Origin of the sequence: Streptomyces sp. NPDC056835, assembly GCF_042789485.1 — a bacterium.
Classification (GTDB): Bacteria; Actinomycetota; Actinomycetes; order Streptomycetales; family Streptomycetaceae; genus Streptomyces.
Map to the genome: position 1 here is coordinate 28,756 of NZ_JBHUBB010000006.1, position 20,467 is coordinate 49,222.

Here is a 20,467-nt window from a genome sequence, read left to right on the forward strand (position 1 = left end):
GACATCGTCATGCCATGACACCGTCATGCCGTCATGCCGTCATGCCGTCAGGTGACCGCGGGGACGGCGGGGACGGCGGCGGGCCGTGCGCGTGCCCGCCGGGTGAGCGGGTTCTCGATCAGGTAGTGGGAGGCCGTGGCGGCGGCGAGGCTGGCGGCGACCGTGACGGTCGCGTGCCACGTGGCGCCCACCCCCAGATCGGAGACGAGCCGACTGAGCGGGTAGTGCCACAGGTAGAGGCCATAGCTGAGGTTGCGGCCGACCCAGACGAGCGGGGCCAGGGACAGTCCCCGGGAGAGCCAGGTACGCGGCTGGAGTTCCAGTGCCGCCACCACCGTCGCCGACAGCACGGCGGTCATCAGGAAGCCGACGGTGTACCAGGGCATGGTCCAGGCACTCGCGCCGGTCATCGGTACGTACCGGACGATCAGCGCCAGGACCCCCAGCGCGGGCCAGGCCAGCCGCGCCGACCAGCGCCGCAGCGCGGCCAGCCGCGGGTCGTCCGTACGCAGCCGGGCCACCAGGAGCGCCAGTACCGCACCGGCCAGCAGCTGGTCCGCGCGGGTGTCGACGCCGTTGTAGATACGGTGCGCCGCGGTCGGGTTCCACAGGATCACGCGCCAGACCAGCGGCAGCAGACATAGCACCGCGGCGCAGAGCAGCACGGTCCGCGCGCCCACCCGCCGCAGGAGCAGCACCAGTACGGGCGGCCAGACCAGGTAGAACTGCTCCTCCACACTCAGGGACCAGGTGTGGGACAGCAGAGAGGTGTCGCTCGAATAGACGCCGGGCTGGGCGGCCCTGACGATATTCATCAGGAAGGTGGCGGCCAGCACGATCGCCGCCCAAGCGCCGTCGAAACTCCGCAGCCCCGTGGTGAGCGCCAGCACGGCGCACACCGCGCAGACGGCCAGCAGGGCGGGGACCAGCCGCAGCCAGCGCCGCCAGTAGAAGGACCGCATGGCGACATCGCCGGTGCGGGCGAACTCGGCCAGCAGCAGCCGGGTGATGACGAAGCCGCTGATGGTGAAGAAGACATCCACCCCCAGGGCGCCACCCGGCAGCAGGCCCGGTTCCAGGTGATAGACGATGACCACCCCGACGGCCAGCGCCCGCAGACCGTCCACGCCCCGGACCCGCCCGTCGGCCCGTAGCGCGGAGGGGAACCCGCGCCCGCCCCGGACGAGCCGGCCCTCGACCCGTCGTGGGAGGAGAGCCAGGGCGACAGCGGGTCGGGTGGTGTGGTGTCCGGCCCGGTCGGGTAGGTGTGCGGCAGCGGTGCCCGCGCTGCCTCGTGTGTCCGCGGTGGTGGGTGGGGAGTCCATTCAGTGCCCGTGCCCACGATGCGGCGAAGCACGCGGGAGTTAATCGAAAACTCAGAAACACCACCCGTCCGTCCCACACCACCCGTCCACCCCACACCGGTGTCCCCGGGCCCGCCCTCCGGGCGAACGACGCCACTTCGGACCTGCTCGTCCAGCGGCTACCTCAGCGGTTCGGCGAACAGCGGGACGACCTTCTCCAGCGCGTACGCCACCGAGATCACCGAGTCCGTCGAGAAGGCCGCGCTGAGGGTCTCGTCATCGAACACCACCGAGCGGCCTGCCTTGACGGAGGGCACGGCCCGGTACAGCGGGTCGTCGCTGATCTTCGCGGCGGGGATCCCGATGGGCGTCATCACCGTCAGCTCGGCGTCGAGCAGATCGAGGTTCTCGCGCGAGACGTCGATGTAGAACGACGCGCCGGCCTTGGCGTCGACCGCCGGGTTGTTCTTGAAGCCGAGGCGCTCGACGAAGTCGACACGGCCCGTGCCGTGCACATACGCGCCGAAGCCATCGCTGGTCCGGGAGCCGAGGGTGATGGTCTTGTCCTTGAACTCGGGGTGGGCGGCGGCCGAGTCCCGGAACTTCTTCTCGGTCTCGGAGATGAGCGCCTTGCCCTTCTCCGGAACGCCGAGGGCGGTCGAGACCATCTCGGTCTGCTCGCGCCACGAGATCTTGTACTGATCGCCGCCCTTCGGGACGCCGACGGTGGGCGCGATCTTGCTGAGCGTGTCGTAACGGGACTGGTCGCCGCTGGACTTGGTGTCCAGGATGAGATCGGGCTGGAGGGCCGCTATCTTCTCGAACTCCGGCTCCAGTGTGCCGATCAGCTGGGGGCTCTTCTTGTAGAGGCCCTTCGCCCAGGGGCCGACCCCGTCGCCGCCGAACGCCAGCCAGTCGCTCGCTCCGACGGGCTGCCCGCCGAGCGAGAGCACGGCCTCCGCATCGCCCCAGCCCAGCGCGACAACGCGCTCGGGCCGCTTCCGCACGGTGATGTCGCCGAATTTGGTCGCGACGGTGGCGGGGAAGACACCGTCCTCGGCACCGGACGATGCTTCCGATGAGGCGCTGCCGGAGTCCGTCGTCGTGCCGCAGGCCGTCAACCCCACGACGAGGGCGGCGAGTACGGCCCACAGCGCGAGGGGCGCCGGCCGGGAACGGTGTGCGGGGGGAGCGGAGGGATTCTTTCGCGATGACATGAGATTAGGTTAGCCTACCCTAAATCACGCCTGAAGCGGGGTGATGTGATGACGCCCGATCGGTACGATCATGGGCGTGCCCGACGCGGGGTCCTCGGCGATCGAGCAGCGCATCCCGAACACCTCCGTCACCAGCTCCGCCGTCACGATCTCGGCGGGAGCGCCCTCCGCCACGATCCGCCCGTCCTTCATCGCGACCAGATGGTCGGCGTACCGGCAGGCCAGATTCAGATCGTGCAGGACGACCGCGATGGTGGAGCCGTACTCACGGTTCAGATCGGTCAGCAGGTCCAGTACATCGAGCTGGTGGCTGATGTCGAGGAAGGTCGTCGGCTCGTCCAGCAGCAGGATGTCCGTGCGCTGGGAGAGCGCCATGGCGATCCAGACCCGCTGCCGCTGGCCACCGGACAGCTCGTCGACCGGCCGCCCGGCGAGCTCCAGCACATCGGTGGCCAGCAGCGCCCGTGCCACGGCCTTGTCGTCCTCGGCCGTCCAGCGGCGGAACCATCCCTGGTGCGGATAGCGGCCGCGGCCCACCAGATCGCTCACCGTGATGCCGTCCGGCGCCACCGGGCTCTGCGGCAGGATGCCGAGCACCGACGCCACTTCCTTGGTCGGCATCTCCTGGACGCTCCTGCCGTCCAGGAGCACACTGCCCGAGGACGGCGCCAGCAGCCGGGCCATCGAACGCAACAGGGTGGACTTCCCGCAGGCGTTCGGGCCGACGATCATGGTGATCGCCCCGGGCGGTACCTCCAGACTCAGCCCGCTGACGACCTCGCGGCCGCCGTAGCCGAGCCGGACGTCCCGCGCCGCCAGCGTGTGCTCCGCACTCATGCGCAGCTCCTTCCGTTCCATCGATCAGCCGCCCTTGCCGACACGGTTCGACCGGGCGAGCAGCCACAGCAGATACGGGGCGCCGATCATGCTCGTCACCACGCCCACCGGGAGCTGGACGGGGCCCAGATGTTGTGCCGCGAAGTCGGCGACGCTCACGATCAACGCTCCCGTCAGCGCGGCGGGCAGCAGGGCGGCGCCCTGGCGCGGCAGCAGCCGGCGCGCGATCGGCGCCGACAGGAGGGCCACGAAACCCACCGGTCCCGCCGCGGCCGTCGCCACCCCCGCGAGCGCTACCGCGCAGCCGATCAGCGCCAGCCGGCCACGCTCCACCCGAGTGCCGAGCCCCCGCGCGGTGTCGTCCCCGAGTTGCAGCGCCGGCAACGACCGGGCCGCCAGGAACGTCAGTGGTACGAGCACCACCATGGACCCGAGCAGCGGCCACATCTGCTGCCAGGACAGGCCGTTGAGGCTGCCCGTCAGCCATGCGAGGGCCTTCTGCGCCTCGGTCACCTCAGAGCTGGTCAGCAGGTACGAGACCAGGCTGGACAACCCCGCGCCGATGCCGACACCGACCAGCACGAGCCGGTATCCGGCGACGCCCTCCCGCCAGGCCAGTACGTAGATCGCCACCGCGGTCAGCACCGCGCCCCCCAGGGCACAGACCGAGAGCGGGAGACCGCCGGCGCCGAAGAACGCACTGGCCAGCACGCCGGCGGCGCTCGCACCCCAGGTGATACCGATCATGTCGGGGCTGGCCAGCGGGTTGCGCAGCAGCGTCTGGAACACCGCCCCCGAGAGTCCGAAGGCGGCCCCCACCAGCAGACCGGTCAGCGCGCGCGGCAGCCGCAGCTCGATGATGACGAACCGCGAACCGGGGTCGCCCCCGCCCGCCAGGGTGGCGATGACCTCGCGGAGCGGTACGACGAAATCGCCCACGGACAGTGCCAGACCCAGCGCGGCGAGCACGGCGGCCAGCAGGACGACCGAGACGGTGGTGGCACGGGCCCGGCCCGCCCGGCGCACCAGGGCGACCTCCCGTACGGCGCCGGCCAGTCGCTCATCCATGAACGCGCCGCCGGGGGCCCGTAGCTTCCCGGCCACGTCACGTGTCACTTCCGCCGTCAACTTCCTCACAGCTCCACCAGATTGCGGCGGCGCACCAGCAGCACGAAGGGAACCGTACCGATGGCGGCCGTCACGATTCCCACCTGTGCCTCGCCGGGCTGGGCGATGACCCGCCCCACGATGTCCGAGACCAGCACGAGAACGGGCGCCAGAAGCGCGCTGTACGGCAGGATCCAGCGGTAATCGGGGCCGGTGATGACCCGCGCGGCATGCGGGACGAGGAGGCCGACGAAGCTGATGGGTCCCGCGATCGCGGTGGCCGCGCCGCACAGCAGCACCACGGCCATGGCCGACGCGAGCCGGGCCAGGCCCACACGCTGCCCCAGCGCCCGCGCCAGGTCGTCACCGAGTGAGAGGGCGTTGAGCCGTGGCCCCAGCGCCAGCGCGAACACGGCGCCCACCGCGATGAACGGCAGCGCCTGCCAGAGCACCGCGGTGTCCCTGTCGGCGATCGATCCGACCTGCCAGAAGCGGAACTGGTCGAAGGTCTGACGGTCGGCCAGCAGCATGGCGGTGGTCAGCGAGGTGAGGACGGCGCTGGTCGCCGCGCCGGCGAGCGCGAGTTTCACGGGCGTGGCGCCCTCCCGGCCGAGCGAACCGACTCCATAGACCAGGAGAGCCGCGCCGAGCGCACCGAGAAACCCGAACCAGATGTACTGCGGCGGCTCCGTCAGTCCGAGCACACCGATCGCGAACACCACGACCACCGACGCACCCGCGTTGATCCCGAGGATGCCCGGGTCGGCCAGCGGATTACGGGCCACCCCCTGCATCAGCGCACCGGCCAGGCCCAGCGCCGCGCCCGCCAGAAGGCCGGCGACCGTACGCGGAACACGCACCTCCCGCACGATCAGCTGCCCCTTGTCGGACATATCGGGATCGAGTAGCGCGCGCAGCACATCACCCGCGCCGGCGTCACCCGAACCGATCGCCAGGCTCGCCCAGATCACCACCGCGAGCACGCCCGCGGTCACCAGCAGACCCGCGACGAGCAGCGGACGGCTCCGGACCGCACGACCGGCCTTCTCGGTCTCCACGCCGGTCAGCGAGTCCGCCGTCACGCCCCGCCGGCCTTCGAACCGATCGCGCCACCGCGCATCTGAGCCGCCCTCACTGCCTCTCCGCCACCGGCTGTCCACCGGGCGGAATCTCACCGTCCAAAAAGTAAGGTGACCCTAACATTGAAGACGGTGCGCGTATGTCACCGGGGAGGCCGGTACAACTCGGTCAGAAGGGTGACGGCGGCGTCCGTCGCCGGATGGGGGTCGTGCCGGGGCCAGATGAGCCGGACCGCGATCGGCGGGGCGTCGCGCAGCGGCCGGAAGACGATCCCATGACGTCGGTACTGGCTGACGGTGCTCTGCGGAGTGATCCCGATGCTGCGGCCGGTGGCGATCAACGCCAGCCAGTCGTCGATGTCCTGGGTGTACTCCACCGTGGGCCGGGCGCCGTCCGGCCAGAGACCGGCCGTGGTGGTGCCGGTACGCCGGTCGATGAGGATCGTCCGTTCCCGGACTTCGGCCAGCCCGAGGGAGCGGCGCTTGGCCCAGGGATCGTCGGTGGCCAGGGCGCAGTAGCGGCGCTCCCGGCCGACGACCGCGCTCGCGAAGCGCCGTTCGTCGAAGGCGGCGCGGGCCACGGCGAGATCGCAGAGGCCTTCGGCCAGACCGCCGGTGGGGGAGTTGGTACGGATCAGCCGGAGCTCGATGTCCGGGTGCAGGACGGCCCAGCGGCGCTGGAACTCCGCGGTGTGGCGACCCATGGCCGACCAGGCGTGGCCGATACGCAGCCGGGTGTGGCCGGTGGTGGCCTCGGCTATCAGATCGTCCGCCTCCGCCAGCAGTTGCCGGGCCCGCGTCAGGACCAGTACGCCCGTGGTGGTGGGCGTGACGCTCCTGCTGGTGCGGTGGAGCAGCCGCACACCGAGGATCTCTTCGAGCGACAGCAGTGTGCGGGAGACCGCCGCTTGCGAAACACCCAACTCGATCGCGGCGTCGGTGAAACCGCCGGTCTCGACGATCGCGACCAGACAGCGCAGATGCCGCAGTTCCATATCCATAACCCCAGCGTATGGATGGCGGCGCCGGGGCATTTTTCGCATGGGTGTGCCACCGGGCATGCTCCGCCGCATGAAGATGCCTGTACGAGCGCGACGGGCCGGGGGCACACGGGCTCCCGGCGGTGATTCCGACGGGGTTTCCGGCGGTGTTTCCAGCGCCTCCGGCCGGCTGGCCGGCGTGGCGATGATGTTCGGCAGCGGACTGTCCAACCAGGTCGGCGCGGCGACCGGCGCGCTCGCCTTTCCGGTGATCGGACCGGCAGGGGTGGTGGCCGTACGGCAGTGGGTGGCCGGAGCCGTGCTGCTGGCCGTGGGCCGTCCGCGCGTGCGCTCGTTCACCTGGCGGCAGTGGTGGCCGGTGCTGTCCCTCGCGGTGGTGTTCGCCACGATGAATCTGTCCCTGTACACCGCGATCGACCGCATCGGCCTCGGGCTGGCGGTCACGCTGGAGTTCCTTGGACCGCTGGCCGTGGCGCTGGCCGCCACGCGTCGCGCGGTGGACCTCGGCTGCGCGCTGATCGCCGGAGCCGCCGTCGTCGTACTGGCCCGCCCCCAGCCGACCACCGACTATCCGGGCATCGCGCTTGGACTGCTGGCCGCGATGTGCTGGGCCGCCTACATCCTGCTCAACCGCACCGTCGGAAGCCGGCTCCCCGGAGCGGAGGGCTCGGCGGCGGCCGCCGGGCTGTCCGCGCTGCTGTACATACCCATCGGTGTCACCGTCCTCATCCACCACCCGCCGACGACGGGCGCGCTCGGCTACGCGGCCACCGCGGGCATCCTCTCCTCAGCGGTCCCGTTCCTCGCCGACCTGTTCGCCCTGCGCAGGATTCCGGCCCACTTCTTCGGCGTCTTCATGAGCGTCAATCCGGTGCTGGCGGCCCTGGTTGGCCTGGTCGTCCTGGACCAGACCCCGCGCGCGATCGAATGGCTCGCCATCGCGGCGATCGTGACCGCCAATACGGTCAGCGTCCTCACGACCGGCCGCGGCTCATCGGCAGACGGCTCCGTACCGGACAGGGCTAGTAGCGCCGCGGGGTGGTTCGCGTACCGGCGGAACCGGCGTGCGGGGCGAGCGCCGGACGGCATTTACCATGGTGGACGTGACCGTGATTGATGCCGAGGAAGTCCGCCGTATCGCGCTGTCCCTCCCGCAGACAGTGGAGAAGGAGGCGTGGAGCATGCCCACGTTCCGCGTCGCCGGGAAGATGTTCGTCACGGTCCCGGACGATCAGACGTCGTTCGCCGTGCGCTGCCCCCGGTACGAACGGACGGAGCTGATCGCCGCCGAGCCGGAGAAGTTCTGGGTGCCGCCGCACGAGGCGAGTTCCGCGTGGGTGCGGGTGCGGCTGAGCGCGCTGGAGGATCTGGACGAGCTGCGCGACATCCTCGTGGACTCCTGGAAGCAGGCCGCTCCGGACCGCCTCGTGGAAGCGTTCCCCACCCCGAAGGGCTGAGCCGCACAACAACGACGCCCCCTCCGTCGGAGGGGGCGTCGTGCTGCTCGATTACGTCAGCGTGCTGCTCGATCACGTCAGCCGGGACTGGCGGCGGGATTCGTACCCGCGAACTGAGAAGACCATAGCCCGCGATCGACCCGCATCGGTGGAGTTCGGCGGAGACACGGGCCGACACGGAAGTGAATTCACCCGGTCGGCCGAACGGCGGGCGGTACTGATGTCGATGGGACACCGGGGTCGGCATGCTGCTCGCCGCCGAGTCGCGGACGCCCGTCCCGCGACGGCGTCCGCGCTGATTGGGCGTCGGCTGAGAGTACGTGCCAAGTAGTGCGCCACAACTGAGTGATCTGCACCACATTCGGATCGAATATGGATTGAGCTCGACGCGAGGGCGACTGACGGCGGCTCTGTTCACGCTGTCGCGTCGACGCAGGTCGGAGCCTACCTGACGGTGTTCTTCCGCTCACGCGGTGTGGCGTATGAGGCGGATGGGATGGCATCTGTATGTAAGGGGATGATCGCTTTCCGTATTTTTCTTGGGTGCCGCATTGCACGTTTGACCACCCCGGTCCGAAAAGCTGCTTCTTGAGGACACCGAAGTCCTCCAGCACCAGCGGGGGTTCGAGGGTGCTGCTCAGTAGAAGAAGGACATGACGTGACGCCCAACGACGTCTTCGCCCTGCTGGTGCTCGCCACCGCCGTGCGCGTCTTCGCCTCGGACCTGCGCCACCTGACGCGGCGTCTGCTGCGCGCCGGGGTGCGGGTGGGAGCCGCCGCGCTGATAGAGGACCGCCACCACGGCGCTCCCCGTGCTCCTCGTGCTCCCCGGACCGAAGTGCTCACACCCGCCGCCCACGACGAGGAGGCCCAGCCGTGAACACCGACCTCCCGTCGCCGGACGACCACGGCGAATACCTGGCCGAGGTGCAGTACACCCTGCCGCCCGCCCTGGAGGCCTTCCACGACCTGTATGTGAAGGCCTATCTGAACTACGCCCACGCCATGCTCGGTGACAAGGCCGCCGCGGTGGCGGTGGTGCGCCGCTGCTTCTCCCATCTGGCCCTCAACTGGGAGCGCGTCATGCGGGCGGAGAGCCCGGAGGCATACGCGTGGGCGCTGCTGAAGGCGCGGGTGGACACCCATCTGCGGCTGGCGGGCCTGGACCCGCAGCTGGTGGAGACCGCCGCGTTCCAGCGCACCGCCCGTGCGGTGCTTGAGTCGGTGCGGTGCACGTTCGAGGTGATGGAGACCTCCCTCGGCCTCTACACCGCCATCGCCTCCCTGCCCGAGCGGCAGTACGACGTGATCGTGCTGCTGTACGTGCTGGGCTATCCCTCGTACCGGGTCGCCCGCATCATGGGTGTGGAGCGCGACACCGTCCGTTCCCACCGGCGGCTGGCCAAGCGACGTATCGCCCAGAAACTCGGTCTGCCCCTGTACGCGGACGCCGGCAAGGAGAAGGAGTGAACCCCATGCAGCCCCCGCGCGGCATCGACGAGGTCCTGGAAGACGCTGTGATCCCCGACGCGTTCGCCGAGTACGATCTCGCCGCCTCCAAGGCACAGCTCGCCCGTGATGTCGCCGACACCCTCATGTTCGACGGCTCCGTCGCCCGCGGCGCCGGTATCGACCGGCCCCGGCCGATGGCCCCGGCCGATGTCTTCCCGACCGTCCACGATCAGGCGGGCAAGGATCTGCACGCCCTGTCGGCCGAGGCGCTGCACGGCATCGACGCGGCCGGGCAGCTGTCCCGGCTCGCCAACTCCCGCCGTATCGACCCCGATGGCGCGCTGTACTTCGCCTGCCTGCTGAACCTGGCCGGATGGCACGAAGGCGCCCAGTTCTGGTGGCAGTTCGCGGCCGGCGCGGGCAACCCCACGGCCGCCTACTGCCTCTATCTCCTCCACCTCGGCAGAGGCGAGCGGCGCGACGCCGCGCACTGGGCGGACCAGGCCGCCGATCTCGACTCCGGGCTCGTGGCGCTCCCGGCGGGGCGGCTCAGCGTCTGCCACCCCACCACACACCACCGACGCCCGCCCAGCCCGGCGCTGCGCGCGGCCGTACAGCGTCTGACGATCGAGGAGGACGAGGAGTTCGGCAGCGTTCCCCACCCCGACCCGCATCTCGCGGAACAGATCGGGGAACTCGCCGACGCGCTGTGAACGCGCCCGGCACGCGGATTCAGGGTCCGCGGACGAGTGGTCGGCCGTGAGGTGCCGCGGCCGACCCCTCGCCCGCCCCCTCCTCACCTCTCGGGCCTCCTCACCTCTCCTGGCCTTGTCACCGGCGGAGGGCCGTGTCCCGGAAGGCGTTCAGCACGGCCGGCGGCCAGGACGTACAGCGGGGTACGGGCGATGCTGTCCAGGGAGCAGTGTGCGGCGACGGCCGAGTCGTGGAACGCGCCGGTCAGCTCCGCGCCCGTCCCCGGTCAGCTCCGCGCCCGGACCGGCAGGGAACGCAGCCAGTCGGTCAGCAGCCGGCCGACCTCGTCGGCGCGTTCCTGCTGCACCCAGTGCCCGCAGCCTTCGAGGATGTGCGAGGAGACCAGACCGGGGAGGGTCGTGGGGTACGCCGCGATCGCGTCGGCCAGCCAGGTCGTGGACGCGTCGAGCGCACCGCCGATGAACAGCGAGGGCTGGGTGATCGGCGCCCCGTCCCACGCCGCCAGATCCTCCCAGTCGCGGTCCATGTTTCGGTAGCGGTTGAGCGCTCCGGTCAGCCCGGTCCGCTCGAACTCGTGTGCGTAGACGTCGAGATCGGCCTCGCCGAGCCACGAGGGCAAGGAGGCGTCCAGGAAGCGGTCCGAGAGTTTCCCGCCCGCCGGGACGAAGTGTGGGTCGCCGCCGTCGGCCGGGGGAACCGCGTCGCCCGAGAACGCGGCGTAGAACCCCGCCAGCCATCCACGGACATCGCGCTCGATCTCCGCCTCCGCCCGGCCGGGCCGCTGGAAGTAGCTGACATAGAACTCTTCGGGGCCGCCCATCAGGGAGAAGGCGTCCGTCGGCCGGAAACCGCCGCGGGGCGCGTAGGGAACGCTGAGCAGTCCCACGGCGGTGAAGACATCGGGCCTGAGCAGCGCCGTATTGGCGGCGATGGTCGAACCCCAGTCATGGCCGACGACGACCGCGGTCTCCTCGCCGAGCGCGTGCACGACACCGACGTTGTCGGCGACATGGGCCAGCATCCGGTACGCCTCGATGTCACGGGGCTTCGAGGAGCGCCCGTAGCCCCGGACATCGACGGCCACCGCCCGGTACCCGGCCTCGGCGAGCACCGGGAGCTGGTGGCGCCAGGAGTACCACGACTCGGGGAACCCGTGGACCAGCAGGACCAGAGGACCGGTGCCCTGCTCGACCAGATGGATCCGGCCGCCCGGAACATCCACCAGCCGGTGTGTCACATTCGGTACCTGAGCGGGCTGAGACATGTGTCCTCCTTGAACGTTCCTGCGTCGGTCGTGCCGACGGCGTACCACGGCGGGGCAACCGCCTGTCGGCGCCGCGTCGTGATGAGCGCCGCCGTCACGACCATGGCGCCGCGGCTGGACCAGGGGCAAGTTTCTTTGCCGACTCGGCAAACCGGCTCAGGGAGAGGACGCGCTCAGGGAGAGGACCTGCTCAGGGACACGCCCTACGGGGTGTCCGCGGACGCCGTGCGCAGCAGCCGGAGTTGGCCTATCTCGGCCGCGTTCTTCATCAGCTCGGAATTCACCCAGCCGGCCATATGGGCGACGGTGTGCTCGGGGTCGTTCTGCCACGGGAACGGGGCGGTGGCGTCCAGGTCGGCGTCGGTGAGCCGGTCCAGTACCGTCAGCCACTCCTCCCGGAGGGCGCGCAGCCAGGCGATGGCGGCCTCGCCGTCACCCGGCCATCCGATCTCCTCCCGCTCCCGCGGCGTCCGGCCCCGCGCTTGATCGATGGTCACACTCCACCACCATCCGATGTGCCAGCTCAGCCAGCCGATCGTGGGGACAGGGATGGGATCGGGCTCGGTCTCCGCCCAGTCAGGCACCCATGTCCCGTCGGCGTCCCGCCGTACCGTCCAGCAGTGGGACGCCGGCTCCCACAGGAAGTCCGCGGGCTCCAGCCGCACCAGGTGGTAGTCGAAGAGCTGCCAGGTGAGGCCGAACTGCCAGCGCAGCAGCTCACATCGGGATTCGTTCATCGGCCGACCCTGCCACGCCGTCGCCGTACCCGGAAAGCCGTTTTCCGGCGGTGGCCCCGGTACGGGACGCCTCGGGCCGCGGCGTGCGTCAGATCTTCCCCGTTCCCGCACCCGCCGTCACCGAGGCGACGACACTCGACGCCGGTTCGGCCGTGTAGCTGTACGGCGGTGCGGTGAAGGAGCCGGTCTGGGAGACCTCGGTGGCGGCGCCCCCGAGGTCGTTACCGCGCAGCACCGCGTAGCCGTCCACATCGCTGCTGCGGTTCGTGGTCACCGCGACCTTCGTGTCGCGGAAGACATTGTTCTCGACGAGCATCTGCGCCCCCATCCGGGAATGGCAGGCGGTCTCGGCACCCTGGACGTAGTTGTCGTAGAAGTGGCCGGTGCCGAAGCGGAGGCTGGGCAGGCGCGAGTAGACGTTGCTGAACTGGTTGTGGTGGTACGTCACGCGCAAGTGCCCGGTGTCCTCACCGCTGTTGTTGTCGCTGTGACCGACGAGCGAGCCCTTGAAGTGGTCCTTGAACGTGTTCCAGGAGACCGTGACGTGGTCGGACGCGTGCGAGATGTCCAGCAGGCCGTCGTAGTAGTCCTTGTCGTGGTCGCGGTCCGCCGAGAAGGCGTTGTGATCGATCCACACCTTCGTGGACTTCTGCACGGTGATGCCGTCGGCGGGCGCGACGGGCTTGCTGATCCGGAGATTGCGGATGATGACATTGGTCGATTCCTTGACGCGCAGTCCGCCACCGGTGAAGCCCGACTCAGAACCCACCCCCAGCACCGTGGTGTTGGAGCCGATGTCGACCTGGCCGCTGAGCGTGATCAGCCCGGAGACCCGGACGACCTTCGCGGACTCACCCGCGACGGCGGAGGTGAACGCGGCAAGCGTGCTGACGGTGACGGGCGTCGCGCTGCCGCCGCCGGTGGTGCCCGCGCCGAAGCCGACAGGCCCGGTCTCCGCGGCGATGGCGGACTGCTGCGGTATCGCGCCGAGGGCGGCGACGGCGACGGTGGAGGCGAACAGGGCCGCCAGGCGACGCCGGCTGATGATCGTGGACATGGAGGTGTGTCCCTTCGAGGGCAAGGAGGGGGGGACGGGCGCTGTGCGCCCGGGACGTTCACCCTCTTGTCGCCGACGAGGACGGAAAGGTTGCCGGTCCGCGAGGGACAGGCCCGGTGACCGGCGGAGGTCACTCCCCGGCAGCGGATCCGGCGGAGCCGGCCGTGTCAGCCGTGTCAGCCGGATCGGCGGCCGGGTCGGCCGGGTCAGCCGGATCGGCGGCCGGAGTGATCGGCAGGCACACCTGGAACCGGGTACGCCCCGGCTGTGAATCCACCCTGATGTCACCGTGGTGCTTGTTGACGACGATGCGGTACGAGATGTCCAGGCCCAGGCCGGTGCCCTCACCCACCGACTTCGTGGAGAAGAACGGTTCGAAGATCCGCGGCCTTACCTCCGGGGGAATACCGCTCCCGGTGTCCGTCACCTCCACGAACAGCCGGTCGCCCTCCCTCCTCGTCCCCAGCGTGAGCGTGCCCTCTCCCTCCATGGCGTCGACCGCGTTGTCGATCAGATTCGTCCACACCTGGTTCAGCTCGGCGCCGAACGCCGGGATCGGCGGCAGCGTACGGTCGTACTCCTTGACCACCCGGATCCCGGCGGGGATCTTCGCCCGCATCATCGTCAGCGTGGCGTCGAGCAGCGCGTGCACATCCACGACCTGATGGGGAGCCCGGTCCAGCTGGGAGTACTGCTTAGCCGCCCCGACCAGGTCCGAGACACGGGTCACGGCGTCATCGATCTCCCCCATCAGGAGCTCGGTGTCGATGGTGTACGCCAGCCAGCGCACCGCCGAGTCCAGATGGTCCTCGCCCACCGCCTCGGCGACCGACGCCAGCCATGACACATTGACCCCTCCGGAGACCAGGACGGGCGCCACATCCCAGGGGGTGGCCACCTCGTGCTCATCGAGCCAGTCGGTGAGCTCGTCCTCGGCGTCCGAGGCGTCCAGCGCCGGCAGAGGGGATGCCGCGGCGGCCTGCTTGACCGCCGCGTCCTGGAGCTCCACCAGTTCGCGCAGCCGGGTGCCGTCCAGCCGGCCGTCCGCGATCAGGGCGAGTTTGTGCCGCATCCCGGCCACCCGCTCGCGCAGCGCCTCGGTGGCCCGCACCGCCGCCGCGGCCGGATTGTTGAGTTCATGGGTGAGGCCGGCGGACAGCGCCCCCAACGCGACCAGCCGCTCCCGCTCACCCAGGATCGTGTCCGCCGCGCGCGACCCGAAGAAGAGCCCTTCCAGCAGATGGAGCGCCATCGGGAACCAGCTGCGTATGGCGGCGGCGAACTCATCGGCCGGCAGGGCGAAGAACTCCGCGTCGCTGATGGCCCGCAGTGTGTTCGGATAGACCTGGTCGACACGGTTACCGAGGTACGCCTGGGTCGCCCCGCTGTAGACACCGCGCCGGTCGGTCCTGGTGACCTCGATCTCGTCACCGTGCAGCCGCCGGCTGAGCGTCACAGCACCGCTGAGCAGCACGAAGAAGCAGGTGGCCGGCTCACCCTCGGTGTAGACGGCGCTTCCGCCCGTCCGCTGCTCGACCCTGCCCCGCTCCGACAGCCAGGCCAGCTGGTTCTCGTCGAGCGCCTCGAACAGGAACAAGGTGCGCAGTTCCGCCGGCGTCAAACGGTTCGAAGCACTCACTGTGACTCCAAGTAGCGGTGGACCAGGGAAATGGCCATCGCGCCGTCACCGACGGCGGAGGCGACCCGTTTGAGCGACGCGGCACGGACGTCACCGGCCGCGAACACCCCCGGCACGCTGGACTCCAGGTGGTAAGGGTCCCTCGGCAGCGTCCAGTTGGCCGGCCGCCGCCCGTCGGTCACCAGATCGGGGCCGGTGATCACGAACCCCCGCGCGTCGCGCTCGACCACGCCCTCCAGCCACTCCGTACGCGGCTCGGCGCCGATGAACACGAACAGCCAGGACGAGTCGACCGAGTCCGTCGCCCCCGACCGGACGTCCCGCAGCGTGAGCTGCTGCAAATGGCCGTCTCCCTTCCCGCCGACCGCCTCGGTCCAGGGGTGGACGACGATGTGGTCGATGTCGCTGATCTGCTCGATCAGATAGCTGGACATCGAACCGGTCAGATCGGCGCCCCTGATCAGCAGGTGCACCTGCCGCGCGTACCGGGAGAGATACACGGCCGCCTGCCCGGCCGAGTTGGCGCCGCCCACCAAGTACACCTCCTCGCCCGAGCAGGTGGACGCCTCGGTGACGGTGGACCCGTAGAAGACCCCCGCTCCGGTGAACTCGTCCAGGCTGGAGGTCGCCAGGCGGCGGTACGACACGCCGGTGGCGAGCACCACCGTATGGGCGGTGATGGCGCTGCCCTGCCCGAACCGCACCACCCGGCCCGAGCCGGCCGCGTCCAGCCCGACGACCTCGCGGGCACTGAGGATCTCGGCGCCGAACTTCAGCGCCTGGCGGCGGGCGCGGTCGGTCAGCTGGGCTCCGGAGACACCGTCGGGGAACCCGAGATAGTTCTCGATCCTGCTGCTCTGCCCCGCCTGCCCGCCGGTCGCCTCGCGCTCGACCAGTACCGTACGCAGCCCCTCGGACGCGCCGTACACGGCGGCGCCGAGCCCGGCCGGTCCGCCGCCGACCACCACGAGATCGTAGAAGTCCGAGGTCGGGACGGTGCTCAGGCCGACATGCGCGGCGAGCTCCTTCTCCGCCGGTGCCACCAGCGACGTGCCGTCGGCGGTGACCACCAGCGGTACCTCGCCGGGGGCCACTCCCGCGGCGGCCAGCAGCCGGGCGCCCTCGGGCTCGTCGGCGGGCAGCCACCGGTACGGCACCAGATTGCGGGCGAGGAAGTCACGTACGGCGAAGGACGGGGCGGACCAGCGATGCCCCACCACCCGGGTCTCGGTGATGCCCGGATCCGGGGTGGTCGCCCAGGCGTCCAGCAGCTCGTCGATCACCGGGTACAGATGCTCCTCCGGCGGATTCCACGGTTTGAGGAGGTAGTGATCCAGATCGACGACATTGATCGCGTCTATGGCCGCGCCCGTGTCCGCGTACGCCGTCAGCAGTACGCGTCGCGCGAGCGGGAAGAGGTCCATCGCCGCTTCAAGGAACTCGATGCCGTTCATCTGCGGCATCCGGTAGTCGGCGAGCATGACCGCGAGCCGTTCACCACGCAGCTTGATCTCGCGCAGCGCCTCCAGCGCCTCCGCCCCGGAGACGGCGCGTACGACCCGGTACTGGCCGCCGTATCTGCGCCGGATATCGCGGGCGACCGCTCTGGAGACCGCTGGATCGTCATCGACGGTCAAGATCGTCGGGTTCGCCATGCCATCACCATCGCCTGAGGACGAAACGGCCTTCAAAGAAACAGTCTACGAGCGCCCGCCCGCTCCGCCTCCAGACACATGGCGTACGCAGGCCGCTCAGACGAGCCGTTCGATGATCGTCGCGTTCGCCAGCCCTCCGGCCTCGCACATCGTCTGGAGGCCGAACCGCCCGCCGGTCTGTTCCAGCACGGAGAGCAGCGTCGTCATCAGCCGCGCGCCACTCGCCCCGAGCGGATGGCCGATCGCCGTGGCGCCGCCGTTGACATTGACCCTCCGCGGATCGGCACCGGTCTCGGCCAGCCAGGCCAGGACGACACTGGTGAACGCCTCATTGACCTCGAAGGCGTCGATGTCGTCCAGGGAGAGACCGGCGCGCCGCAGCACCTTCTCAGTGGCCGGGATGATGCCGGTCAGCATCAGGACGGGGTCGTCCCCGGTGACCGCGAAGGAGTGGAGCCGGGCGCGTGGACGCAGCCCCAGGCGGGCGGCGGTCTCGTCGCTGGTGATCAGTACGGCGGCGGCCCCGTCGTTGATCGGCGAAGAGTTACCGGCGGTGATATGCCAGCCGATCGAAGGGAAGCGCTCGGCCCAGTGCTCGCCGCGGAAGGCCGGTTCGAGAGCGCTCAGCACTTCCGTGGTGGTGCCGGGACGGATCGATTCGTCCCGGGTCGCCTCGACCGGCGTGCCGTCGACGCCCGTGGTCTTGACCGGTGCTACCTCCGCGTCGAACAGACCGGCGCTCCAGGCCGCCGCCGCGCGTCGATGGCTCTCGGCGGCGAAGGCGTCCAGCCGCGTACGGGAAAGCCCCCAGCGGGCCGCGATGAGCTCGGCGCTGACGCCCTGCGGTATGAGTCCTTCCGGATAGCGCTCGGCGACGGCGGCACCGAAGGGATCCTGGCCCGCGATCTGGCTGCCGATCGGGACACGGCTCATGGACTCGACACCGGACGCGATGACGATGTCGTACGCCCCGCTGATCACTCCCTGAGCTGCGAAGTGGACGGCCTGCTGGCTGCTGCCGCACTGCCGGTCGACAGTGACCGCGGGGACGGACTCCGGAAATCCGGCCGCGAGCGCGGCCCAGCGGGCGGTGTTCATGCTCTGCGGCCCGATCTGGCCTACTGCCCCGCTGATCACGTCGTCGATCAGCCCGGGATCGATTCCCGTACGGTCGACCAGGGCGCGAAGAGCGTGGGCATGCAGGTCCACGGGGTGCAGCCCGGACAGAGAACCACCCGGTTTGCCCTTCCCTATCGGGGTGCGGACCGCGTCAACGATGACAGCTTCCGTCATGACTCTCCCTGCCGTTCTTCCCGCCCCGCTTCGTCGCGGGCCGGTTTCCGGTCGGCTGCCCGGTCGGGACGCCGCGTGGCGATCGTGGCGACGGCGGACGTCTCGCCGATGGCGACGTCATGGCCTTCCGCGCACCGCACCCGTGGTTCGATGCCGGCGCCGCAGCCGCTGTGCGTCCAGCTGATGCCGCCGCTCGCGTCCGCCAGATAGGAGTCGCCCCAGTTCATCAACGAGGCGAGTACGGGGAAGAGCGCGCGCCCCATGTCGGTGAGGACGTACTCGTGGCGGGTGCGCTGTCCCGCCTCCCGGTAGGGGACGCGTTCGAAGACGCCGATGCCGACGAGTGCGCGCAGCCTCTTGGCCGTCACGGTCTCCGTGATTCCGGCGCGGCGGGCCAGTTGGTCGAACCGCCGGGCGCCGTAGAACCCCTCGCGCACGAGGAGCATCGCCGACCGGGTGCCGACGACGCCCAGTGCCCGTTCCAGGGGGCACCACCCCCCACTGCCCTCTCGTTCCCGGTCGGCCAGGAGACCGGTCGGAGTCACCGCATCGGACGTCTCGGACATCATGGCTCCAGGCTACTCCCTGGCTACATTTATGTGTAGTCAGGTGACGTCGTGACCCGTGGCCCCATTACCTCGGCAGCGGACCCTGTCGGGCGGTCAGGGCGGCCCGGGCGGTCAGGGCGGTCAGGGCGGTCAGGGCGCCGGATGGGACGGCGGGGCTGGTGACGGGCCCGATTACGGTGGGGCAGATCATGGTCTCCGAGATGTCAGCTGTCCGTTGGTGTCCGGGGGTTGCGGGGAGGGCCGATGAGACTCTGTTTTGTGGTGGAGGAGCAGTACCGGTTCGACGGCATGCCGGTGGAGGTGATCGGTCAACTCGTCGGCTGGGGGCACCGGGTGGACGTGGTGCGGCCGGGCACGTCACTGCTGCGGCTGTCGGAGGTCGTACGGGCCGGCGGTCATGACGCGTGGGTGCTGAAGACGGTGTCCGGGGGGCCGGGGCTGGCGTTGCTGGAGGCCGCCGCGGCGGTCGGGCTGACGACGGTGAACGACGCGCGGTCGATCCGTGGCGTACGGGACAAGGTGGCGGCGGCGGTGGTCGGCCACAGCCGGGGACTTCCGGTTCCCGAGACATACGCCGTCGCGCGGCCCGAGTTGCTGGCGGAGCTTCCCGCCGCGGCGTTCCCGCTGGTGGTCAAGCCCGCCGAGGGGAGTTCCGGGCGGGGCGTACGGCTGGTGCGGTCGCCGGACCGGCTGGCGGCGGCGAGCGCCGGGCTGTCGGAGGAGGGGATGCTGATAGCCCAGCCGTACATACCCAACTCGGGCGTCGATCTGAAGGTGTACGGGGTGGGCGGCGAGCTGTTCGCGACGGAACGGTCCTCACCGCTTCACCCCGGGCAGCCCCAGCGGGAGCGTTCCGTTCCGCTGTCGGCGGAGGTGGCGGGGATGGTCGCCGAGGCCGGTGAGATCTACGGGCTCGATCTGTTCGGTGTGGATGTGCTGCTGGGCCCGGACGGTCCGGTGATCGTCGATGTGAACGACTTCCCGAGCTTCCGACGCGTGCCGGACGCGACGGCGCGCGTGGCGAGGGCGGTCCTTGAGCTGGCGCGTACGGGCGGCACCGCCCGTGGCGCGGCGGCGGTTGGCCCGTTCCCGCTGCCGGAGCCCGTGTCCGAGTCCGCTCCGACGGCGGTGCCGGAGCGCGTATCGCTCCTGACGTCCGCCGGGGTGCCGTTCCGGATACCCGCGACGGCGGGTGAGGCCGGATGAGGATCTGTCTGCTCACCTCCCGGCCCGGCCACCCGGTGCTGGCCGCCATGACCGCGCTGCTGACCCCCCGCCACGAGGTGGAGTCGATCGACCCGGAGTCGCAGAGCGACGGCTCGACCGGAGACCCGGCCGCTCCCGGCCCGCTCGCCGACGTCTATCTGCTGAAAGCACGGACACCGCGGGCGCTGGCCCTGGCCGGATCCTTCGAGGAACGTGGAATCCCGGTGCTGAACTCGGCCGCGGCGACGGCGCTGTGCCAGGACCGTACGGAGATGGCCGGCCTGGCCCGGCGCGCCGGGCTGCCGTTCGCGGACACCCGGACCGTGGTGAGCCTGGCCGGACTCGCCGACGAGCGGGACCTGCCGTATCCGCTGGTCGTCAAGAGCCGGCACAGCCGACGGCACGACCTCGTCACCCGGGTCGACAACGCCGCGCGGCTACGCGCACTGCGCTCCGACTGGGCCCAGGAGCCGGTAGTGGTCCAGGAGTTCAGCGCGAACAGCGGCTGGGACCACAAGCTCTGGGTGATCGACGGCCAGGTCTTCGCCGCCCTGCGCCGCTCGGAACTGGCCGAGGGCGAGCGAGGTCCGACGCTCCCGCTCGAACTCGGCGAGCTGCCCCACGGCTGGCAGGACTTGGCGCGCACGGTCGGTTCCGTCTTCGCGCTGGAGGTGTACGGCGTCGATGTGATCGACGCGGGAGACGGCACCCCACTGATCGTGGACATCAACGCGTTTCCCGGGATACGCGGCCAGAAGGGCGCCCCGGAAGCCCTCGCGGCCCTTGCGCTACGGGCGGCCCGGCGCTCCGGGCGGCGGGCACGCTGACCGGCGACATTGTGCCGGTGCGCCGCACACCTCGGGCATGCCGTAGCGACGG

General features: G+C 70.4%; 20 protein-coding genes. 7 read left to right on the top strand and 13 right to left on the bottom strand.

Going from position 1 to position 20,467, the window contains the following annotated elements; all coding sequences use genetic code 11:
• Positions 1–47 precede the first annotated feature (47 nt).
• From ACFRMN_RS08600 to ACFRMN_RS08625, 6 genes are all read right to left on the bottom strand, one after another.
• Positions 48–1,325 carry an acyltransferase family protein gene (locus ACFRMN_RS08600; RefSeq protein ID WP_383015333.1) on the bottom strand — a complete coding sequence of 426 codons (1,278 nt, stop codon included), beginning with the start codon at positions 1,323–1,325 and terminating at the stop codon, positions 48–50.
• A 158-nt stretch (positions 1,326–1,483) separates the two neighbouring features.
• Positions 1,484–2,521, bottom strand: coding sequence for an iron-siderophore ABC transporter substrate-binding protein (locus tag ACFRMN_RS08605; RefSeq protein WP_383015336.1), 1,038 nt, complete (start codon positions 2,519–2,521; stop codon positions 1,484–1,486).
• A gap of 24 nt (positions 2,522–2,545) precedes the next feature.
• A complete protein-coding gene (locus ACFRMN_RS08610) occupies positions 2,546–3,358 on the bottom strand; it encodes an ABC transporter ATP-binding protein (RefSeq protein ID WP_383015339.1) in 813 nt (270 codons plus the stop codon).
• Positions 3,359–3,382: 24 nt separating this feature from the next.
• A complete protein-coding gene (locus ACFRMN_RS08615) occupies positions 3,383–4,426 on the bottom strand; it encodes a FecCD family ABC transporter permease (protein WP_383015806.1) in 1,044 nt (347 codons plus the stop codon).
• Positions 4,427–4,491: 65 nt separating this feature from the next.
• Entirely contained in the window at positions 4,492–5,547 is a 1,056-nt protein-coding gene (locus tag ACFRMN_RS08620) for a FecCD family ABC transporter permease (RefSeq protein ID WP_383015342.1), read from the bottom strand.
• A 140-nt stretch (positions 5,548–5,687) separates the two neighbouring features.
• A complete protein-coding gene (locus ACFRMN_RS08625; protein ID WP_383015345.1) occupies positions 5,688–6,545 on the bottom strand; it encodes a LysR family transcriptional regulator in 858 nt (285 codons plus the stop codon).
• A 184-nt stretch (positions 6,546–6,729) separates the two neighbouring features.
• On the opposite strand from ACFRMN_RS08625, the gene ACFRMN_RS08630 reads away from it, so the two are divergent.
• The 5 genes from ACFRMN_RS08630 to ACFRMN_RS08650 all read left to right on the top strand — a co-directional run bounded on the left by ACFRMN_RS08630 (position 6,730) and on the right by ACFRMN_RS08650 (position 10,167).
• The gene (locus ACFRMN_RS08630; protein WP_383015809.1) at positions 6,730–7,662 is read left to right on the top strand and encodes a DMT family transporter; all 933 of its coding nucleotides are present in this window, start codon (positions 6,730–6,732) and stop codon (positions 7,660–7,662) included.
• Positions 7,655–8,002 carry an MmcQ/YjbR family DNA-binding protein gene (locus ACFRMN_RS08635; protein WP_383015812.1) on the top strand — a complete coding sequence of 116 codons (348 nt, stop codon included), beginning with the start codon at positions 7,655–7,657 and terminating at the stop codon, positions 8,000–8,002. The genes ACFRMN_RS08630 and ACFRMN_RS08635 overlap by 8 nt, the downstream gene beginning before the upstream one ends.
• Before the next feature lie 658 nt (positions 8,003–8,660).
• Positions 8,661–8,882, top strand: a complete 222-nt coding sequence (locus ACFRMN_RS08640; protein WP_383015347.1) for a hypothetical protein — start codon at positions 8,661–8,663, stop codon at positions 8,880–8,882.
• Positions 8,879–9,472, top strand: coding sequence for a sigma-70 family RNA polymerase sigma factor (locus ACFRMN_RS08645; RefSeq protein WP_383015350.1), 594 nt, complete (start codon positions 8,879–8,881; stop codon positions 9,470–9,472). The genes ACFRMN_RS08640 and ACFRMN_RS08645 overlap by 4 nt, the downstream gene beginning before the upstream one ends.
• A 5-nt stretch (positions 9,473–9,477) precedes the next feature.
• The gene (locus ACFRMN_RS08650; RefSeq protein WP_383015353.1) at positions 9,478–10,167 is read left to right on the top strand and encodes a hypothetical protein; all 690 of its coding nucleotides are present in this window, start codon (positions 9,478–9,480) and stop codon (positions 10,165–10,167) included.
• 266 nt (positions 10,168–10,433) lie between these two features.
• Here the strand turns inward: ACFRMN_RS08650 and ACFRMN_RS08655 are convergent, their stop codons facing one another.
• The 7 genes from ACFRMN_RS08655 to ACFRMN_RS08685 form a co-directional block, all read right to left on the bottom strand.
• Positions 10,434–11,432 (bottom strand): alpha/beta fold hydrolase, encoded by a 999-nt coding sequence (locus ACFRMN_RS08655; RefSeq protein ID WP_383015356.1) that lies wholly within the window; start codon positions 11,430–11,432, stop codon positions 10,434–10,436.
• Between the two features lie 203 nt (positions 11,433–11,635).
• A complete protein-coding gene (locus ACFRMN_RS08660; protein WP_383015359.1) occupies positions 11,636–12,169 on the bottom strand; it encodes a DinB family protein in 534 nt (177 codons plus the stop codon).
• An 88-nt stretch (positions 12,170–12,257) separates the two neighbouring features.
• Positions 12,258–13,226: a polysaccharide lyase family 1 protein gene (locus ACFRMN_RS08665; RefSeq protein ID WP_383015362.1), complete on the bottom strand. Its 969-nt coding sequence runs from the start codon at positions 13,224–13,226 to the stop codon at positions 12,258–12,260.
• Between the two features lie 130 nt (positions 13,227–13,356).
• A complete protein-coding gene (locus ACFRMN_RS08670) occupies positions 13,357–14,865 on the bottom strand; it encodes an ATP-binding protein (protein ID WP_383015365.1) in 1,509 nt (502 codons plus the stop codon).
• Entirely contained in the window at positions 14,862–16,520 is a 1,659-nt protein-coding gene (locus ACFRMN_RS08675) for an FAD-dependent oxidoreductase (RefSeq protein ID WP_383015368.1), read from the bottom strand. The genes ACFRMN_RS08670 and ACFRMN_RS08675 overlap by 4 nt, the downstream gene beginning before the upstream one ends.
• A 96-nt stretch (positions 16,521–16,616) precedes the next feature.
• Entirely contained in the window at positions 16,617–17,813 is a 1,197-nt protein-coding gene (locus ACFRMN_RS08680) for a thiolase family protein (protein WP_383015371.1), read from the bottom strand.
• Positions 17,810–18,382, bottom strand: a complete 573-nt coding sequence (locus ACFRMN_RS08685; RefSeq protein WP_383015373.1) for a winged helix-turn-helix transcriptional regulator — start codon at positions 18,380–18,382, stop codon at positions 17,810–17,812. The genes ACFRMN_RS08680 and ACFRMN_RS08685 overlap by 4 nt, the downstream gene beginning before the upstream one ends.
• Before the next feature lie 243 nt (positions 18,383–18,625).
• Here ACFRMN_RS08685 and ACFRMN_RS08690 point away from each other — a divergent pair, with 243 nt between their 5' ends.
• Together ACFRMN_RS08690 and ACFRMN_RS08695 are read left to right on the top strand one after the other, a co-directional pair.
• Complete coding sequence (locus tag ACFRMN_RS08690; RefSeq protein ID WP_383015376.1) at positions 18,626–19,588, top strand: RimK family alpha-L-glutamate ligase; 963 nt, start codon at positions 18,626–18,628, stop codon at positions 19,586–19,588.
• Positions 19,585–20,415 carry a RimK family alpha-L-glutamate ligase gene (locus tag ACFRMN_RS08695; RefSeq protein WP_383015379.1) on the top strand — a complete coding sequence of 277 codons (831 nt, stop codon included), beginning with the start codon at positions 19,585–19,587 and terminating at the stop codon, positions 20,413–20,415. The genes ACFRMN_RS08690 and ACFRMN_RS08695 overlap by 4 nt, the downstream gene beginning before the upstream one ends.
• The last annotated feature ends 52 nt before the right edge of the window (positions 20,416–20,467 follow it).

Excerpts from the sequence above, each read along its gene's own strand:
- ACFRMN_RS08675 (WP_383015368.1), bottom strand. The coding sequence starts at position 16,520 with ATGGCGAACCCGACGATCTTGACCGTCGATGACGATCCAGCGGTCTCC.
- ACFRMN_RS08680 (WP_383015371.1), bottom strand. The coding sequence starts at position 17,813 with ATGACGGAAGCTGTCATCGTTGACGCGGTCCGCACCCCGATAGGGAAG.
- ACFRMN_RS08615 (WP_383015806.1), bottom strand. The coding sequence starts at position 4,426 with ATGGATGAGCGACTGGCCGGCGCCGTACGGGAGGTCGCCCTGGTGCGC.
- ACFRMN_RS08605 (WP_383015336.1), bottom strand. The coding sequence starts at position 2,521 with ATGTCATCGCGAAAGAATCCCTCCGCTCCCCCCGCACACCGTTCCCGG.
- ACFRMN_RS08660 (WP_383015359.1), bottom strand. The coding sequence starts at position 12,169 with ATGAACGAATCCCGATGTGAGCTGCTGCGCTGGCAGTTCGGCCTCACC.
- ACFRMN_RS08625 (WP_383015345.1), bottom strand. The coding sequence starts at position 6,545 with ATGGATATGGAACTGCGGCATCTGCGCTGTCTGGTCGCGATCGTCGAG.
- ACFRMN_RS08630 (WP_383015809.1), top strand. The coding sequence starts at position 6,730 with ATGATGTTCGGCAGCGGACTGTCCAACCAGGTCGGCGCGGCGACCGGC.
- ACFRMN_RS08665 (WP_383015362.1), bottom strand. The coding sequence starts at position 13,226 with ATGTCCACGATCATCAGCCGGCGTCGCCTGGCGGCCCTGTTCGCCTCC.
- ACFRMN_RS08695 (WP_383015379.1), top strand. The coding sequence starts at position 19,585 with ATGAGGATCTGTCTGCTCACCTCCCGGCCCGGCCACCCGGTGCTGGCC.
- ACFRMN_RS08685 (WP_383015373.1), bottom strand. The coding sequence starts at position 18,382 with ATGATGTCCGAGACGTCCGATGCGGTGACTCCGACCGGTCTCCTGGCC.
- ACFRMN_RS08690 (WP_383015376.1), top strand. The coding sequence starts at position 18,626 with ATGAGACTCTGTTTTGTGGTGGAGGAGCAGTACCGGTTCGACGGCATG.
- ACFRMN_RS08650 (WP_383015353.1), top strand. The coding sequence starts at position 9,478 with ATGCAGCCCCCGCGCGGCATCGACGAGGTCCTGGAAGACGCTGTGATC.
- ACFRMN_RS08600 (WP_383015333.1), bottom strand. The coding sequence starts at position 1,325 with ATGGACTCCCCACCCACCACCGCGGACACACGAGGCAGCGCGGGCACC.
- ACFRMN_RS08655 (WP_383015356.1), bottom strand. The coding sequence starts at position 11,432 with ATGTCTCAGCCCGCTCAGGTACCGAATGTGACACACCGGCTGGTGGAT.
- ACFRMN_RS08610 (WP_383015339.1), bottom strand. The coding sequence starts at position 3,358 with ATGAGTGCGGAGCACACGCTGGCGGCGCGGGACGTCCGGCTCGGCTAC.